The sequence below is a fragment of the Bradyrhizobium sp. 1200_D9_N1_1 genome (genome assembly GCF_052075915.1).
In the GTDB taxonomy this organism is placed as follows: domain Bacteria; phylum Pseudomonadota; class Alphaproteobacteria; order Rhizobiales; family Xanthobacteraceae; genus Bradyrhizobium; species Bradyrhizobium diazoefficiens.
Genome location: NZ_CP197226.1, coordinates 4,299,017 through 4,313,086 on the forward strand (window position 1 = coordinate 4,299,017; position 14,070 = coordinate 4,313,086).

The window sequence follows — 14,070 nt, forward strand, 5'->3', positions numbered from 1 at the left end:
GGAGAAGCCATGCCCATTGCGACGCCGCTGACGAGCTTGCTGGAGATCAGGCATCCCATCCTGCTGGCGCCGATGGATGTCGTCGCGGGCAGCCGTCTGGTGGCGGCTGTTAGCCGCGCGGGAGGCTTCGGCATTCTGGGCGGCGGCTATGGCGAGCGGGCGTGGCTGGAGCGGGAGACCGCGAAGCTCTCCGGTCTGCGTGCGCCGTTCGGGATCGGCTTCATCACCTGGAGCCTCGCCAAGCGGCCCGAGCTGCTCGACATCGCGGTCGCCGCAAAGCCGTCGGCGATCATGCTGTCCTTCGGCGATCCTGCGCCGTTCGTACCGAAGATCAGATCCGCGGGCGCGCGCCTGATCTGCCAGGTGCAGGACGAGGCGATGGCGCGGCAGGCGCTCGATGCCGGCGCCGATATCCTGATCGCGCAGGGCACGGAGGCGGGCGGTCACGGCGCGTCACGGACGACCGTCGATCTCGTGCCCGCCGTGGTCGATCTCGCCGCGGGCCGCGTGCCCGTCGTCGCGGCCGGCGGCATCGCAGATGGGCGCGGTCTCGCCGCCATGATGATGCTGGGCGCGAGCGGCGTGCTGCTCGGCACGCGCTTCTATGCGAGCCAGGAAGCCGACGGCGCCGAGGAGGCCAAGCGGCGCATTTGCGCGGCGAGCAGCGGCTCGACCGTGCGCGGCATCATCTTCGACCTGTCGCGCAACAATGTCTGGCCGGCGCCCTTCACGGGAAGGTGTCTGCTCAACGACCACGCCAGGCGCTGGATCGGCCGCGAGGTCGAGATGATGCAGAATGTCGCCGCAGTCGCGGCGGACTATGCGGTGGCGAAAGCGGCCGACAATTTCGATGTCGCCGCCGTGATCGCGGGCGAGGCGGTCGGACTGATCCATGATATTCCGCCGGCGGCCGAGATCGTCGAGCGGATTGCGACCGAGGCGGAGCAGTCGCTTGCCGGACGGCGTAACTCCGTCGCGTCCGTCGCCTGAACTGAGAGAGACACACCATGTGGCCTGACCGTCGACTGATCGACCTCTTCAAGACCGAATTCCCGATCGTGCTGGCGCCGATGGCCGGCGTGATGGATGCGGAGCTGGTGATCGCCGCCGCGCAAGGCGGGGCGCTGGGGTCGCTGCCCTGCGCGATGCTATCGGCGGAGAAGGCGCGCGAACAGGTTGGTCTCATCCGCCAGCGCGTGAAGGCGCCGGTCAACATGAACTTCTTCTGTCACACGCCGGTCGATCTCACGCCGGAGGCCGAAGCGCGCTGGAAGCAGCGGCTCGCCGGTTACTACCGGGAGCATGGCCTCGATCCGGCGGCGCCCATTAGCGCCGCGAACCGGGCTCCGTTCGATGCGGCCTTTTGCGAAGTCGTCGAGGAGCTGAAGCCGGACGTCGTCAGCTTCCATTTCGGCCTGCCGGAGCAGGAGCTGCTCAAGCGCGTCAAGGCGGCCGGCTCTCTCGTCATCTCGTCCGCCACGACGGTGAAGGAAGCCGTCTGGCTCGAGCGGCACGGCGCCGACGCCGTGATCGCGCAAGGCGCCGAGGCCGGCGGCCATCGCGGCATGTTCCTGACCGACAAGATCGCCGAGCAGCCCGGCACCTTCGCGCTGGTGCCGCAGGTCGCCGATGCCGTGAAGGTGCCGGTCATCGCGGCTGGTGGCATCGCCGACGGGCGCGGCATCGCCGCCGCCTTCGCGCTCGGCGCCTCCGGCGTGCAGATCGGCAGCGCCTATCTGCGTTGCCCGGAATCCAAGGTGAGTGCGGCGGGCCGCGCTGCGCTGGCCGAGGGGCGGGACGATTCCACCGTCATCACCAATGTCATGACCGGCCGGCCGGCGCGCGGGGTGCAGAACCGCCTGATGCGCGAGGCCGGGCCGATCTCGCCGGATGCACCGCCGTTTCCCCATGCGGCGACCGCGCTGGGGCCGCTCAAGGCCGCCGCCGAAAAGCAGGGCAGGGTGGATTTCACCAATCTCTGGGCCGGCCAGGCCATCGCCCTCGGCCGTGAGCTCCCTGCCGCCGAATTGACCCGGGATCTGGCCAAATCGGCCCTGGCCCGCATGAAGGCGCTCGCTGGATAGGCGGGAAGCCCCGGTTGCGGCGCAAAACCGGCCTCTGCTATACGGCACATAGGTTTTGCCGTGAGAGGCCTTATATAATGTCCGTCGACGCCGCTACCGTCCGCCGCATCGCGCATCTGGCGCGCATCGCGGTTTCCGAGGGCGAGGTTCCGCATCTGCAGGGCGAGCTCAACGCCATGCTCGCCTTCGTCGAGCAGCTCTCGGAGGTCAATGTCGAGGGCGTGGAGGCCATGACCTCGGTCACCCCGATGCAGATGAAGAAGCGGCAGGACGTGGTCAATGACGGCGAGATCGCGGACGATATCGTTGCCAACGCGCCCGCGACCGAAGGCCACTTCTTCCTGGTGCCGAAGGTCGTCGAGTAATTTTTAGGACGTGGTCCGATGTGCCTGCTTTGCGACGATGAGAAGGCCTACCAGGCCTATATGAACTATCTCGACAAGATGGAGCGGCAGGGCAAGGCTGCCGACCCCAATGTCGCCGTCAATGCCGTGCTCGACGAGATCGAGGCGGCTGCGAAAGCGGCCGCCAAGAAAGACGACCCGGCCAACGACAAGACCCTGTCTCCATTCTTCTGCAGCCCGATCAATAAATGACCGATTTGACATCGCTGACGCTCGCCGAGGCCCGTAAGGGTCTCGCGGCCAAGACTTTCACGTCACTCGAGCTGACCGACGCGCATCTGTCCGCGATCGAAGCCGCGCGCGTGCTCAATGCCTTCGTGATGGAGACGCCGGACCGCGCGCGCGATATGGCGCGCGAGGCGGATGGCAAGATCGCCAAGGGCGATGCCGGCCCGCTCGCCGGCATCCCGCTCGGCATCAAGGACCTGTTCGCGACCAAGGGCGTGCGCACCACGGCCTGCTCGAAGATCCTCGGCAATTTCGTGCCAACCTACGAGTCCACCGTGACCTCGCAGCTCTGGCGCGACGGCGCGGTGATGCTCGGCAAGCTCAACAATGACGAGTTCGCGATGGGCTCGGCGAACGAGACCTCGTGCTTCGGTCCCGTCGGCAATCCCTGGCGGCGTGAAGGCTCCAACACCACGCTGGTGCCGGGCGGCTCGTCCGGCGGCTCGGCCTCGGCCGTGGCGGCGCTGCTGTGCATGGGCGCGACCGCGACCGACACCGGCGGCTCGATCCGCCAGCCGGCGGCGTTCACCGCGACCGTCGGCATCAAGCCGACCTATGGCCGCTGCTCGCGCTGGGGCATCGTCGCCTTTGCCTCCTCGCTCGACCAGGCAGGTCCGATCGCGCGCAGCGTGCGCGACAGCGCGATGCTGCTGCGCTCGATGGCCGGCCACGATCCGAAGGACACGACGTCCGTCGATATTCCCGTGCCGGACTATGAGGCCGCGATCGGCAAGTCCGTGAAGGGCATCAGGATCGGCATCCCCAAGGAGTACCGTCTCGACGGCATGCCGGCCGAGATCGAGAAGCTGTGGAGCGAGGGCGCGGCGTGGCTCAAGGCCGCCGGCGCCGAGCTCGTCGAGGTGTCGCTGCCGCACACGAAGTACGCGCTGCCGGCCTATTACATCGTGGCGCCGGCGGAGGCGTCCTCCAACCTCGCGCGCTATGACGGCGTGCGCTACGGCCTGCGCGAGCAGGGCAAGAACATCATCGAGCTGTACGAGAACACCCGCGCCGAAGGTTTTGGCGCGGAGGTGCGCCGCCGCGTCATGATCGGCACCTATGTGCTCTCGGCCGGCTATTACGATGCCTATTATCTGCGCGCCCAGAAGGTCCGCACGCTGATCAAGAAGGATTTCGAGGATTGCTTCGCCAAGGGCGTCAACGCGATCCTGACGCCTGCGACGCCGTCGGCGGCCTTCGGCATCGGCGAGAAGGGCGGCGCCGACCCGGTCGAGATGTATCTCAACGACATCTTCACGGTGACGGTGAACATGGCGGGGCTGCCCGGCATCGCCGTGCCCGCCGGCAAGGACGCACAGGGCCTGCCGCTCGGCCTGCAACTGATCGGCCGTCCCTTCGACGAGGAGACGCTGTTCTCGCTCGGCGAAGTGATCGAGCAGGCCGCCGGCCGCTTCACGCCCGCGAGGTGGTGGTGAATGTCGCAGCGTTCATCGCGAGCCTCGACGGCGCGGCGCCGGCGCCGGACCTGAACGCGCCGCTCACAGGTCTCTGGTGGGCCGCCAAGGGCGACTGGGACCGGGCGCACAAGATCGTTCAGGACGAGAGCAGCCGCGAGGCGGCCTGGGTGCACGCCTATCTGCACCGCGTCGAAGGCGATCTCGGCAATGCCGGCTACTGGTATCGCCAGGCCGGACAGGTCGCGGCAAAGGATTCATTGGAAGCGGAGTGGCAGCGGATCGCTGTCACGCTGCTCGGGAGCAAGACATGAGCACGGCCACGCACAAGCTTCTCAAAGGCGCCACCGGCGATTGGGAGATGGTCATCGGCATGGAGATCCACGCCCAGGTGACGTCGAACTCAAAGCTGTTCTCGGGCGCGTCCACCGCGTTCGGCGGCGAGCCGAACAGCCACGTGTCGCTGGTCGATGTTGCGATGCCGGGCATGCTGCCCGTCATCAACGAGGAATGCGTCAGGCAGGCTGTCCGGACCGGGCTTGGTCTCAACGCAAAGATCAATCTGCGTTCGGTGTTCGATCGCAAAAACTATTTCTATCCGGACCTGCCGCAGGGCTACCAGATCAGCCAGTACAAGTCGCCGGTGGTGGGCGAAGGCGAGGTGCTGGTCGAGCTCGACGGCGGCCGCAGTGTCACCGTCGGCATCGAGCGCCTGCATATCGAGCAGGATCCCGGCAAAATGCTGCACGACCAGTCGCCGTCGCTGTCCCTCATCGACTTCAACCGCTGTGGCGTGGCGCTGATGGAGATTGTCTCAAAACCGGACATCCGCGACGCCGAGCAGGCCAAGGCCTATGTCACCAAGCTGCGCTCGATCATGCGCTACCTCGGCACCTGTGACGGCGACATGGAGAAGGGAAATCTGCGCGCCGACGTCAACGTCTCCGTGCGCAAGCCCGGCGGGCCGCTCGGCACCCGCTGCGAAATCAAGAACATGAACTCGATCAACTTCATCGGCCAGGCGATCGAGTATGAAGCGCGGCGCCAGATCGAGATCCTCGAGGACGGTGGGCAGATCGAGCAAGAGACGCGCCGGTTCGACCCCGACAAGGGCGAGACGCGGTCGATGCGGTCGAAGGAAGAGGCGCACGACTACCGCTACTTCCCCGATCCCGACCTGCTGCCGCTGGAGTTCAGCCAGGAGTTCGTCGACGAGCTGAAGGCGAAGCTGCCCGAGCTGCCGGACCAGAAGAAGACGCGCTTCGTCGCCGATTTCGGCCTGTCAGCTTACGACGCGAGCGTGCTGGTCGCCGAGCGCGAGAGCGCGGTGTTCTACGAGACCGTGCTCGACAAGCTCGGCGACCGCGCGCGCGACGGCAAGATGGCGGCGAACTGGGTAATCAACGAGCTGTTCGGCCGTCTCAACAAGGAAGGCCGGGATATTACGGGCTCTCCCGTCACCGCCGAGCAGCTGGCTGCGATCATCGATCTGATCGGCGAGGGCACGATCTCCGGCAAGATCGCCAAGGATCTGTTCGAGATCGTCTGGCAGGAGGGCGGCGATCCCCGCGCACTGGTCGAAAGCCGCGGCATGAAGCAGGTCACCGACCTCTCGGCGATCGAGAAGGTGGTCGACGACATCATCGCGGCCAATCCCGACAAGGCCGCGCAGGTCAAGGACAAGCCGCAGTCGCTCGGCTGGTTCGTCGGCCAGGTGATGAAGGCGTCAGGCGGCAAGGCCAACCCGCAAAGCGTCAACGAGCTGCTCAAGTCCAAGCTCGGCATCTAGCCTCACGCGTTCGGACGAGGTGACGGACATGTTTCGTCACCTCGCTATGGGTTCGCGATGCGACGCTCGCGCGCGTCCTCGGCGGCAATCTTCATCCCGACGACTGCGATGCGGCGACCGAATCGCCGTCACGCGATTCGCGCAAAACGGCGGCTTGCACGGGCTCCGACGAGCGCTCGCGCCGTTAAGCATGAAAATATTTTCGTTGCCAAAAACTGCGACTCAGAGTCCGCGAAACGCCTTCGCGGGGCCATCCTGCGCGTCGCGACGCGCGTCATCGCGTCGATCACGCGCAATGCGTGAGTGCAGGAAAATACTTTCTGCATAGTGTTTTCTTGCAATCATTACTCTCGCAAACATCGATGATGCGCCCACTCTCCGCGATCGGACGAACACGTCATGCAGTGTGCTTGCATCGCGCTCGCCAAGCGCACGCGCCTTGCTGCGTCAACACTTCTTTAAGCGAGAAGCTGTTTTTTTCGTCGTGTTGGTGTATTCGGGATGAGTGTGCATTCGATCCCCGACTGCATGCAGCGATTAAAGCCATCTCACACATCGGAGGGCAACATGGCCAAGAAAGCGAAGAAGGCGAAGAAGGCGAAGAGCGCAGTGAAGAAGACTGCGAAGAAGACCCGCAAGGTCGCGAAGAAGAAGAAGTAACTTCGACTTCTGAAGTTGCCGGCTCCCAGAGAGCCGGCACGTCATCAGCGCCTCCCAGAGGTTCTGGTCGACGATAGAGGGTGTCGGCGAGACATCAGGTCAACGGTCGGATCGCTCTTTTCGCGGTCCGGCAGAAGAAACGAGTTTTCTTCGTTCGGTGCGGTGCCGGTTCTCCGGTTCTGCAATTTCACAAGCGGCCTTCGGGTCAACGTGAAATCTGGTCCTGACGTGTTCGCCGACGCCCTCGTTCTCTGAGGCCGGGGTATTGCCGGCATTCCCTTTCCATACATTGCTGATCTGGTCGTGGCGTGACCGCGCTGCCGCTGAGCGCTGCCTCGGGGCAGGCGAGGGCTACGGCTTTGTCGTTGCGCGACGTCCGGGCGCCGTTTTCCCTATTTGCAGTGCCATCGCCCGGCGGCGACCCGGTGCGTCGCGGCTTCTCGATGGATGGGGCGCCCGCCTGCCGCCTTCGCTGAAGCTTCGGCGTTCCAGGACCGCAAGCCCCGGCAGTGCCTTGGCGTAGCCGGGTCATGGGTGACGACTGGAAGTGGCGGAGTGTACGCCACAGCGCCCCGCCACCGCGCGCGATGGTTATCGTTGTCCGAAAATCGCAGGGTAAACCGAATCTGACGAATCGCAGAAGTGCCCGTCAAATGGGGACTTTTGGCATTCCGTGCGCGGCCGCGGCCAAGGCGCGTTTACGTCTGCTTCATCGCGATACTTAAACTGCCATTCAAATTTGCCCGCCATCATCGCTTCCAACAAGCCGGCAAACGGCCTGGGCAAGAAGACTTGGGGAAGAGTTGAGCAGCGCATGATCCCAGAAGGGATCACGCAAATCAGAGTTGGACGGGAGCCGCGCTCGGGGGAACGAGGCGGCATAAGAAAACAGGGGATGCGTTATGTTTCAGGGTACTTTCGATCTGGAGACCGCAACGCCGATCGACGCGAGCGCGCTGTCGGACGTGCTGTTCGAGCGCGGGATCTATTGGGCGAGCGGCCGCGCCGGCCTCGTCGATCTCGTCGCCGCGCACAAATGGTTCAACCTCGCCGCCCTGAAGGGCCGCAAGGACGCCGTGGCGCTGCGCCAGGAAGTTGCCGGACAGATGTCGGACGCCGAGATCTCGGCCGCACAGCGCGACGCGAGGGCGTGGGTTTCCACCTACTAGAGCCATTTCTGTTCCGATGGCATCGGAACAGGGCTCTGGTGTCTTGTTCTGAGATGTTTTCCCGACGCGAACCGGTATCCGCTTCGCTTGAAAACGCTTCGAGCTGAGGATCGCAGCCGGCCCCGTGTTTCCACGGGCGTGCCTGGTTGCGCTGAATCAAGTTCCTTCGTCGTGACGCCGCCTAGACCCGCGCGGCATGAGCGCTGCCGACACGAATGGACAATGGCTGCCGATTCAGATCGCGCCCGACGATTGCGATCTGGAACTCGGACGGCCGCACAAGACGGGCATCGTGCCCTGGACCTTTCCATGCCGGCGCAGGTCCGGCGTCTGGTTCAACGTCTGGGCCGACGAGCCGGTGCTGATTTCGCCCTCGCATTGGCGAATCTGGCGGTCCGGCCGCTAGGTGCGGACACACATAATATAGGGAGAGCGAGAATCGGGCTGAGCTCAGCCGCGCGGATCCCTGCACCAAGCTCTCTCCGGCGCGGCGATCGCTTTCAGGTGAGAGAACGGCAGGCCTTGATTCTGCTGCTGGGTGGCGGAGAGGGAGGGATTCGAACCCTCGATACAGCTTGAGACCGTATGACGCTTTAGCAAAGCGTTGCCTTCAGCCACTCGGCCACCTCTCCGGTGCGAGCCTTATGCCTCTAATTACTTGGGCCGGTCAATTTGTAAGCGCGTGTTTGCGCTCGAATATTCCCAGCGATCTTCGAAACGAAGCAGCTTGGGGGCTCGGGGGGCGAACCGACACGGCATCCGAATCGTCTGGTGCCCTGTAGCAGGGAAGTCCATTCTCGGATGATTGGAGCCATTCTGGCTCAAGTGACTGAAATAACTTGTGAATTTATTCTTTATGCGTGCCGGCAGCCCGACTGGGGTCTCGCCGTTTCCGCCAGAACATAAATGACGTGCGTTCGCAGCCTTCGATAAGCCTATGTAAATACGTGATTTTCTGCGTGCAGCTGTTCGGCCCGGGCCAGCACGCGGTCCGCCCCAGCCCATCAATCTCCAGCATGATGCGCCTGCCGGCCCACGCGCGCCCGTCCTCTTGCGCTAGATCAACCTCTCCATCGCAAGGACCCCCAAGACTTCGGTTCCGTTTAGACGGGAGCTGGACATGTGTAGCGATAATCGTCGTCTCGCCACCGGAGCAATCCCGGCCACCCAGCCCTGGGCGCCGATGAAGCTGCCGACGCTTCGGACCGCTTTCTGCCTGTTGGCGGTATTTGCACCATCATTCGAATTGCTGCCCGCCAGTGCCCAGCAAGCTCAACAGCCAGCCGCCGCCTCCGTCGGCGTAATCGTCGCCGAGCGCAAGCCGGTAAAACGAACGATCGATCTGGTCGGTCGCATCGAAGCGATCGAGCGAGTGGAAGTGCGGGCGCGGATCACGGGATATCTTGAAAAGGTCTCGTTCCAGGAAGGCGCTCTGGTCAAGGCAGGAGCGCCGCTTTACTCAATCGAAAAAGGGCTGTTCGAGGCCGCAGTAGATCAGGCCCAAGGCGTGCTGAATAAAGACAAGGCAGCGAAGACCCTGAGCGAGGTGCAGCTGCAGCGTGCCGAGGAATTGCTGGCAAAGCAGGCGGGCACGCAGGTGGCCCGTGACCAGGCGCTGGCTGCGGACCAGGCGGCCGCAGGTGCGCTGCTCGTGGACGAGGCCAATCTGAAAACTGCGCAAATCAATCTGGATTATACGGAAATTACGTCGCCGATCGCCGGCAAGATCGGCAAGACGAATATCACCAAAGGCAACGTGGTAAGCCCACAGACCGGCATCTTGACGACCATCGTAAGCCAAGATCCGATCTATGTTTCCTTCCCGGTCAGCGTCAGGGAATTTCTTGCAGCGCAAAAGGAAGGCCGCGACGTCGATGTCGTCGGCATCAAGGCCTATGTGTTCTTCTCCGACGGCACTGCCTACAGCCAGCCGGGTAAGATCAATTTCGTCAATGTGATCGTCGACCGCGGCACGGATACGATTCTTGCACGCGCATCATTTCCCAATCCCGACGGCGTGCTCGTGGATGGTCAGCTCGTCAGAGTTGGGCTGGAAAGCGGCTCCGCCCAGGAAAGGCTCCTCATCCCGCAAGCGGCGCTGATTTCGGATCAGGAGGGCATCTATGTCTTGATCGTGGAGGACGGGAAAGCAGCGGTCCGACGTGTCAAACTCGGCGGGACCAGCGGCACGGGTGTGATCGTGGAGGAGGGCCTGACGGGCGGCGAGCAGGTCATCGTGGAGGGAATTCAGGGGATTCGCGGCGGCAGTCCCGTACACGCTCAGCCAGCCTCCACCAGCCGGAGCTGAGCCATGCTGTCTGCGATTTTCGTCGACCGCCCGCGGCTTGCAATCGTCATTGCAATCGTGACGACCATCGCCGGCGCAATCTCGTTTGTCGCCATGCCGGTGGCACAATATCCGGACATCGTGCCGCCTCAGGTCTCGGTGACCACCCAATATCCCGGGGCCAGCGGCGCCATTGTAGACGCCACCGTCGCGCAGCCGATCGAGGCGCAGGTGGTTGGCGTCGACAAAATGATCTACATGAAAAGCACCAGCGGCGACGACGGAAGCTACACGCTGACCGCCTCCTTCGAGCTCGGCAGCAATCCTGACATCAATACCGTCAACATCAACAATCGCGTGCAGACCGCGCTGTCGTCGCTGCCGTCGGAGGTCCAGAAGCAGGGTATCAGCGTCAAGAAGAAATCGACGGCCATTCTCGCGGTCGTGACCCTGTACTCGCCCAAGCATACGCACGATCCGCTGTTTCTATCGAATTATGCCACCATCAACCTTCTCGATCAGATCAAGAGCACGAACGGCGTCGGGGATGCCTATCTTTTTGCGCCCCAGGACTACGCCATGCGTGCATGGGTCAAGACCGATCGACTGACCGGCCTCGACCTGACGACCGCCGATATCATCAACGCCGTCCAGTCGCAAAACGTGCAGGCAGCCGTAGGCCGGATCGGGGCGCGTCCGATCTTCAATGATCAGCAATTGCAGCTGAACCTTCAAACGAAGGGCCGCCTCGCTTCCGTCTCCGACTTCGAGAATATCGTCGTCCGCACCAATCCGGATGGATCGGTCCTGAGGCTTCGCGACGTGGCCCAGGTCGAACTCGGCGCCGCCAACCTCGACCGCGATACCAGGTTCAACGGACAGAACGCGGCGGCAATTGTCGTTTATCAAACGCCGGGCGGCAACGCGATCGACACGGTCGCGGCAGTTCGAAAGAAGCTTGCAGAGCTCGAGAAGCGCTTTCCCGAAGACCTGTCGTGGAAGGTGACCTACGATCCAACGATCTTCGTCACCGATACCCTGCACGAGGTCAAAAAGACCCTGGTCGAGGCGTTCATTCTCGTCGTCATCGTGGTGTTCCTGTTTCTGGGCAGCGTTCGAGCGACGCTGATTCCGACATTGGCGGTTCCGGTCAGCCTCATCGGCGCGTTCATTGCGCTGAACGCCGTGGGATACTCGGCAAACACCGTCTCGCTGCTCGCCATCGTGCTTGCCATCGGAATTGTGGTCGACGATGCGATCGTCGTCGTCGAAAACGTCGAACGCGTCATGGAGGAGCGGCCTGAACTGTCGCCCGCGGATGCGACCAAGCAGGCGATGCGGGAGATTACGGCGCCGATCATTGCGATCACTCTCGTCCTTCTATCGGTGTTTGTTCCCATCGCGTTCATACCGGGGATTTCCGGCGAGCTGTTTCGCCAGTTCGCGGTGACGGTTGCGGTATCCATGCTGCTGTCCGCGATCAATGCGCTCACGCTGTCGCCAGCGCTTTGCGCCGTATTTCTGCGACCTCATCATGGTCCCAGACGCGGGCTCATCGGATGGACGATGCGAACGATCGACCGCGTCCGGGACGGATACGGAGCCATCGTCGCGCGTCTCGTCCATTTTTCGATAGTCGGAATTGCCATGGTCGCCGTCGCCGGCGCCGCTACCTTTGGCATTGCCAGGCAAACTCCGACGGGATTTGTCCCCGAAGATGATCAGGGCGCCATTTTTATCATTGCCCAGTTGCCCGGCGGCGCCTCGGTCGGGCGCACCTCAGAAGTTCTGCGTCGGGCCGAAGACATCATCAAACAGGATCCGGCCGTTGAAGACTATACCAGCATCATCGGCCTGAATTTCATCGACAGCTACTCGCAAGCGAACGCCGGTTTCATGGTGGTCACCTTCAAGCCTTTCGAGGAGCGCAAGAAAGGCGAGCTTGGCGCGCGCGAGACCATCGCGCGGTTGCGAGGGAAGCTTCGTGCCATCGAAGGAGGCGTCGTCGTGCCGTTGGCCCCGCCGCCGATCGTAGGCCTCGGCACCGGAGGCGGCTTCACCTATGTCCTCGAAGACCTGCGAGGTGGCGATCCGGCAGCCCTCGCGCAGGCTCTTCGCGGCCTCGTCGTGGCGGCCAACGCGGAGCCGCGCTTGAGGGGAGTGTTCAGCACATTCTCCGCTGACAATCCTTCGATCTTTCTGGAGATCGATCGCGACAAGGTCCAGATTCTCGGCGTGCAGCTCAAGGACGTGTTTCAGGCCTTGCAGGCGTCGCTTGGCGGCTATTTCATCAACAACATGAACCTTTACGGCCGCACTTGGCAGGTCCAGGTTCAGGCAGACGCCGCCGACCGTTCGACCATCACGGACATTTACCGCATCAATGTCCGTAATGCGGAAGGACAGATGATCCCGCTGCGCAGCCTCGTCGAAACGCGCGTTGCGCTTGGGCCGCCTGCAATCATTCGCTACAACAATCTTCGCGCAGTGACAATTCAGGGCACGCCGGCGTCTGGCGTGTCGTCCGGCCAAGCGTTGAAGGTGTTTGAGGACGTTGCTGCCAGGACACTGCCACAAGGTTACGCCGGCGAGTGGACGGACACAGCGTTCCAGGAAAAGCGCGCCGAAGGAAAGACCGGCATCATCCTCGGCTTCGCTGTGTTGTTCGCCTATCTCTTCCTGGTCGCACTCTATGAAAGCTGGACCATCCCGGTCCCGGTCTTGTTGTCGGTTACGATAGCGGTTTTGGGTTCGTTCAGCGCAATCCTGCTCAGCGGCCTGACACTCGATCTCTACGGGCAGATCGGGATGGTCGTGCTGATCGGACTGGCCGCCAAGAACGGCATTTTGATCGTCGAGTTCGCGAAGGAGAAGCGCGAGCATGGCATACCGCTGCTCGAGGCAGCCGCGGAAGGAGCACGCTTGCGCTTCCGCCCGGTGATGATGACGTCGTTTGCCTTCATCCTCGGTCTCTATCCGCTCGTGGTCGCATCAGGCGCCTCGGAGCTTGCACGACGCGGCGTAGGCACCCCGGTTTTCGGCGGTATGATTCTGGCCTCGTTCGTGGGCATCTTCGCGATCCCTCCGCTTTACGTCATGTTCCAGGCCATCCGAGAGCGATTGCGGCCGGGCGCAAAGAAGAAGCCCGAAGCTTTGCCAGCCAACGAGATTTCAACGGACAATGTCGCGGCCGAATGAGGTCGCTTCCACGATGGAGCTCTTTTCATGATCAATATTCGCAACATTCAGGTCCTTACTGTCGCGATCGTGATGGCCTCCAGCCCGGCATCGGCCATAGAACTCACCGGAGCATGGGCGAGCGAAGCCGACATGTGCAGTCAGGTATTCAGCAAGCGAGGCAGTCACGTCGCCTTCACCGAGATGTCGGAGTTGTACGGCTCGGGCTTCATCATCGAGGGCAACAGCATACGAGGAAAGTCGGCCAACTGCACGATCAAGTCCAAAAAGGAAAACGCAGGCAGCGTCGAGATTTCGGCTGCATGCGCAACCTCGATCATGAATCAGGACATGAAATTCGTCCTGAAAGTTATTGACGACAACAATATCAGCCGCTCCTTTCCCGACATTTCCGACATGAGCGTTAAATTTACCAGGTGTGCAATGTAGATCGCGCCAGGTTCATGCGAACCGGCTGATCGTTTGCCGGTGGCAATCCCCTTGTTGCTCGCGTCTTACTGCAGAGCTTGAGCATAGAAGTGGCGAGGGCACGTTGCGCAAGGTTGTCGGGGACATTGCACCAAAGGTCATTTCTCAAGACGAGATAGCTGCGAAGATGTCTTTGGGTCGCGCCGACAAGAGAGGTGCGATGCGATCTCAGGGCTCGCACCGAAGTGTGTTCGATATCTGATCCAGCGCCATTGCTGTGCTCGACAGACGATGCCGCGCGACGGTTTGCTGTGCGTGTCGGTCCGCTTGGCGCGGGAGTATTGCGCTACCACAGCCGGCGCCGTTTTGTTGATGCGCAGAGATTAATCCGAGTGTTGATCCAAATCAAAGTGCTGGTGTCGTACGCG

12 protein-coding genes and 1 tRNA gene are annotated in these 14,070 nt (G+C 62.7%); 12 read left to right on the forward strand and 1 reads right to left on the reverse strand.

The annotated features are described in order from the left end of the window. Positions 1–9 precede the first annotated feature (9 nt). From AB5K84_RS20740 to AB5K84_RS20780, 9 genes are all read left to right on the forward strand, one after another. Positions 10–990, forward strand: coding sequence for an NAD(P)H-dependent flavin oxidoreductase (locus AB5K84_RS20740; RefSeq protein WP_011087852.1), 981 nt, complete (start codon positions 10–12; stop codon positions 988–990). A gap of 17 nt (positions 991–1,007) precedes the next feature. Beyond that, positions 1,008–2,084 carry an NAD(P)H-dependent flavin oxidoreductase gene (locus AB5K84_RS20745; protein ID WP_011087851.1) on the forward strand — a complete coding sequence of 359 codons (1,077 nt, stop codon included), beginning with the start codon at positions 1,008–1,010 and terminating at the stop codon, positions 2,082–2,084. 77 nt (positions 2,085–2,161) lie between these two features. Continuing rightward, positions 2,162–2,449, forward strand: a complete 288-nt coding sequence (gatC, locus tag AB5K84_RS20750; RefSeq protein ID WP_011087850.1) for an Asp-tRNA(Asn)/Glu-tRNA(Gln) amidotransferase subunit GatC — start codon at positions 2,162–2,164, stop codon at positions 2,447–2,449. An 18-nt stretch (positions 2,450–2,467) separates the two neighbouring features. After that, entirely contained in the window at positions 2,468–2,680 is a 213-nt protein-coding gene (locus AB5K84_RS20755; protein ID WP_027547180.1) for a hypothetical protein, read from the forward strand. Then, positions 2,677–4,152: an Asp-tRNA(Asn)/Glu-tRNA(Gln) amidotransferase subunit GatA gene (gene gatA, locus AB5K84_RS20760; protein ID WP_028171596.1), complete on the forward strand. Its 1,476-nt coding sequence runs from the start codon at positions 2,677–2,679 to the stop codon at positions 4,150–4,152. Before AB5K84_RS20755 ends, gatA begins: the two co-directional genes overlap by 4 nt. Beyond that, positions 4,143–4,445, forward strand: a complete 303-nt coding sequence (locus tag AB5K84_RS20765) for a hypothetical protein (RefSeq protein ID WP_011087848.1) — start codon at positions 4,143–4,145, stop codon at positions 4,443–4,445. Before gatA ends, AB5K84_RS20765 begins: the two co-directional genes overlap by 10 nt. Beyond that, positions 4,442–5,920 carry an Asp-tRNA(Asn)/Glu-tRNA(Gln) amidotransferase subunit GatB gene (gene gatB / locus AB5K84_RS20770; RefSeq protein ID WP_011087847.1) on the forward strand — a complete coding sequence of 493 codons (1,479 nt, stop codon included), beginning with the start codon at positions 4,442–4,444 and terminating at the stop codon, positions 5,918–5,920. The genes AB5K84_RS20765 and gatB overlap by 4 nt, the downstream gene beginning before the upstream one ends. 1,562 nt (positions 5,921–7,482) lie before the next feature. Then, a complete protein-coding gene (locus AB5K84_RS20775; protein ID WP_011087843.1) occupies positions 7,483–7,749 on the forward strand; it encodes a hypothetical protein in 267 nt (88 codons plus the stop codon). A gap of 196 nt (positions 7,750–7,945) precedes the next feature. Further along, positions 7,946–8,155 carry a hypothetical protein gene (locus tag AB5K84_RS20780; RefSeq protein ID WP_011087842.1) on the forward strand — a complete coding sequence of 70 codons (210 nt, stop codon included), beginning with the start codon at positions 7,946–7,948 and terminating at the stop codon, positions 8,153–8,155. A 133-nt stretch (positions 8,156–8,288) separates the two neighbouring features. Here AB5K84_RS20780 and AB5K84_RS20785 read toward each other — a convergent pair. Beyond that, positions 8,289–8,381: transfer RNA gene (locus AB5K84_RS20785), tRNA-Ser, on the reverse strand. A 488-nt stretch (positions 8,382–8,869) separates the two neighbouring features. Here AB5K84_RS20785 and AB5K84_RS20790 point away from each other — a divergent pair. Genes AB5K84_RS20790 through AB5K84_RS20800 form a run of 3 tightly spaced genes read left to right on the forward strand, consistent with a single transcriptional unit; the run spans position 8,870 to position 13,663 of the window. Beyond that, positions 8,870–10,057, forward strand: a complete 1,188-nt coding sequence (locus AB5K84_RS20790) for an efflux RND transporter periplasmic adaptor subunit (protein ID WP_011087841.1) — start codon at positions 8,870–8,872, stop codon at positions 10,055–10,057. 3 nt (positions 10,058–10,060) lie between these two features. Beyond that, the gene (locus AB5K84_RS20795) at positions 10,061–13,234 is read left to right on the forward strand and encodes an efflux RND transporter permease subunit (protein WP_011087840.1); all 3,174 of its coding nucleotides are present in this window, start codon (positions 10,061–10,063) and stop codon (positions 13,232–13,234) included. Positions 13,235–13,261: 27 nt separating this feature from the next. Then, positions 13,262–13,663 carry a hypothetical protein gene (locus AB5K84_RS20800; RefSeq protein ID WP_011087839.1) on the forward strand — a complete coding sequence of 134 codons (402 nt, stop codon included), beginning with the start codon at positions 13,262–13,264 and terminating at the stop codon, positions 13,661–13,663. Positions 13,664–14,070 lie beyond the last annotated feature (407 nt).

What these genes read in the sequence shown, in the direction of transcription:
- AB5K84_RS20790 (WP_011087841.1), top strand. Translation starts at nt 8,870, where the DNA reads ATGTGTAGCGATAATCGTCGTCTCGCCACCGGAGCAATCCCGGCCACC.
- AB5K84_RS20800 (WP_011087839.1), top strand. Translation starts at nt 13,262, where the DNA reads ATGATCAATATTCGCAACATTCAGGTCCTTACTGTCGCGATCGTGATG.
- AB5K84_RS20775 (WP_011087843.1), top strand. Translation starts at nt 7,483, where the DNA reads ATGTTTCAGGGTACTTTCGATCTGGAGACCGCAACGCCGATCGACGCG.
- gatB (WP_011087847.1), top strand. Translation starts at nt 4,442, where the DNA reads ATGAGCACGGCCACGCACAAGCTTCTCAAAGGCGCCACCGGCGATTGG.
- AB5K84_RS20780 (WP_011087842.1), top strand. Translation starts at nt 7,946, where the DNA reads ATGAGCGCTGCCGACACGAATGGACAATGGCTGCCGATTCAGATCGCG.
- AB5K84_RS20745 (WP_011087851.1), top strand. Translation starts at nt 1,008, where the DNA reads ATGTGGCCTGACCGTCGACTGATCGACCTCTTCAAGACCGAATTCCCG.
- gatC (WP_011087850.1), top strand. Translation starts at nt 2,162, where the DNA reads ATGTCCGTCGACGCCGCTACCGTCCGCCGCATCGCGCATCTGGCGCGC.
- AB5K84_RS20795 (WP_011087840.1), top strand. Translation starts at nt 10,061, where the DNA reads ATGCTGTCTGCGATTTTCGTCGACCGCCCGCGGCTTGCAATCGTCATT.
- gatA (WP_028171596.1), top strand. Translation starts at nt 2,677, where the DNA reads ATGACCGATTTGACATCGCTGACGCTCGCCGAGGCCCGTAAGGGTCTC.
- AB5K84_RS20755 (WP_027547180.1), top strand. Translation starts at nt 2,468, where the DNA reads ATGTGCCTGCTTTGCGACGATGAGAAGGCCTACCAGGCCTATATGAAC.
- AB5K84_RS20740 (WP_011087852.1), top strand. Translation starts at nt 10, where the DNA reads ATGCCCATTGCGACGCCGCTGACGAGCTTGCTGGAGATCAGGCATCCC.